This window comes from Serratia sp. 506_PEND (genome assembly GCF_001076875.1).
Lineage (GTDB): Bacteria > Pseudomonadota > Gammaproteobacteria > Enterobacterales > Enterobacteriaceae > Serratia > Serratia marcescens.
This window is the reverse complement of sequence record NZ_JVEL01000584.1, coordinates 1-2080: the sequence shown is the minus strand read 5'-3', so window position 1 is coordinate 2080 and position 2080 is coordinate 1. Positions and strand designations below refer to the sequence as shown.

5 protein-coding genes are annotated in these 2080 nt (G+C 51.2%); all 5 read right to left on the bottom strand.

What is annotated here, in order from left to right:
• Positions 1–81: 81 nt before the first annotated feature.
• On the bottom strand, positions 82–525 hold the full coding sequence (locus ADK28_RS26125; RefSeq protein ID WP_048795809.1) for a Mor transcription activator family protein: 444 nt from the start codon (positions 523–525) through the stop codon (positions 82–84).
• Positions 522–917 (bottom strand): gp16 family protein, encoded by a 396-nt coding sequence (locus tag ADK28_RS26120; protein ID WP_048797069.1) that lies wholly within the window; start codon positions 915–917, stop codon positions 522–524. The genes ADK28_RS26125 and ADK28_RS26120 overlap by 4 nt, the downstream gene beginning before the upstream one ends.
• A gap of 64 nt (positions 918–981) precedes the next feature.
• On the bottom strand, positions 982–1269 hold the full coding sequence (locus ADK28_RS26115) for a hypothetical protein (protein ID WP_048797068.1): 288 nt from the start codon (positions 1267–1269) through the stop codon (positions 982–984).
• Positions 1270–1347: 78 nt separating this feature from the next.
• Complete coding sequence (locus tag ADK28_RS26110) at positions 1348–1542, bottom strand: hypothetical protein (RefSeq protein WP_048797067.1); 195 nt, start codon at positions 1540–1542, stop codon at positions 1348–1350.
• Positions 1543–1839, bottom strand: coding sequence for a hypothetical protein (locus ADK28_RS30700; RefSeq protein ID WP_048797070.1), 297 nt, complete (start codon positions 1837–1839; stop codon positions 1543–1545).
• Between the last annotated feature and the right edge of the window lie 241 nt (positions 1840–2080).

Here is a 2080-nt window from a genome sequence, read left to right as displayed (position 1 = left end):
AAAAACCCTCGTAAGTTGACGAGGGTTATTGTGTTTTTTTTACTGAATACGGAAGAGTGGAACAAGGTGAGAGGGAAAACCTCAATCAAACGGTAATTGCGGTTGATCCAGCGCTTGCAGTTTCCGATTGGCAATCACCTTCATTGCTTGCTTGTAGGTGACCTTATGTCGGGGGCACAACTGAGTCAGCGCCATCAGTACCGACTCTCCCTGATCGCGCAGTGCGTCAAACTCAGCCAAAAACTGACGCCAGAAATACTCTCGCAGGGCACGATAGCAGTTGGGAATATAAATCTCCTCACCACCAAATGCACTCATTAATTTGAGGGTGTTTTCTTCACCTATAGCTTGACGCAACATATCCAACCTAACATCACCTCGCGCAAGAATTCCTTTGTTTACCGGCATTGGCACGCCACCTAATGCCTCAACCAGATCCATGGTAGCCTCAAGTCCAATAACATCAACCAGGGCCAGCGCAGAGTCTGGCAACAAATCGCGGATACCATCATAGACCTGGATCATGTCGGCCTCCCGTTGCGCTTGGCATCATACTGGAGAGCATTCATCACCGCGATCAGTTGCTTGGTCGTGAGCCACTCAAGCTTCTGCTGGTCGAACATGCGCTTACCCAGCGCCTCCGCATACCCCCAGGGGCGCTTGGCCTCCGCAAGCAGAGCCTCAATCTTACCCAAAACCGCTTTTTTCCCGATGGCCGCGTTGGGCTTGCGACCATATTTTGCTGTTGAAGCGAAGCCCTGGTCACGCATATAGAGCACCACGCGCTCCAGCTCCGCCTCGGAACAATCGCGAGCACTGCGCTTACCGGTCACCCGCGCCAGAACGGCGCGGTAGGTCTCATCGTCCCAACCCAGGGCTTTTTTACCGGTGTGGATCACTTTAATGAGATTGGACATAAATCCCCCTGAAAATATTTGCTGAGTATTTATTGTTGCGGGTAACGCGCACCCGCAATTAGGGTTAGTTTGAACTACGATCCAGAAGGCGATATAAGCTCAGTTCATTTTGACCGCACAGAACAGCTGCTTTATTCGCCTCTTCAAGAGCAACCCGCATTTCCTTATCAGCCTTAACAATCTCCTGCATATCAAGAGAAAGGTTATCCATCGTAATGGCTGGTTCTGGTTGCTCTTTGAGATTGCTTAACTTAGCCGCAAAATTGTGCAGTAACGCATAACGACGCTGTGCTGCATCTTTCGCTTGCAACGAATAAGAGGTGAATTCCCCTAACTTTGCGTAATTAGCCATTTTGTTTACCTTATATAAAATAAATAGTTGAAAATACTCAGCAAAATTGATTATACAGCAACAACCACTGAGCGCCCATTACTCGGCGCCATCCTTACCAATACTCTTTTTGAGACGATACAGCCCTCCGAGCAATGCGGCGAAAATCAGCAGCAAGACGACGGACGGCCAGAATGTTGAAATGAGCATCACATCAAAGAAATCATCCCCGTCCCGCGTGGCGATCCAAAAGACCACAAAGAACCCAGTGAGATATACAATAAGCTCCCACACCTACTTGTCCTCCTCGACGGTGAAACCAGCTAGCCGAATCTCGCGCTTAGCCAACGTGATGGCATCCTCAAACGCCTTTTCTTGCTCAGTCCAATAGCCGTTCGTTTTGGGCAACCGCACCGGCGTAGCCAACCTGACCTCCAGCTCGGCGATGCGCTGGCGAGCCAAAAGCAGATCGCTTATATCCTTCTCCCAACTTTCACCTCTAAGCTCTGCAAGTCGCTTCCAGCTATCCAGATTTTCTTCAATGCGAATGCGGTCAGCCAGCATAATGACGCCCATTGGCCACAGCAGCATCACGACCAGGAACCCCACAAAGCGTGGCGAACGGCGAAGCAGACCCAACTCGCGCACCGCATCGGCATGGCAGTACCCCAACCAGAAGTAGTACCCCCCCAAACGGAATAATAACGAACAAGGTCATACTGCACCGCCTTCAGCCGCCACCGGCTCCAGATGCTCTACCGACACACCGCCGGAACGGTCATTGACCAGCACGACAACGTCACCATGCCCCAGCGCCCAGGCTTCTGAGCGG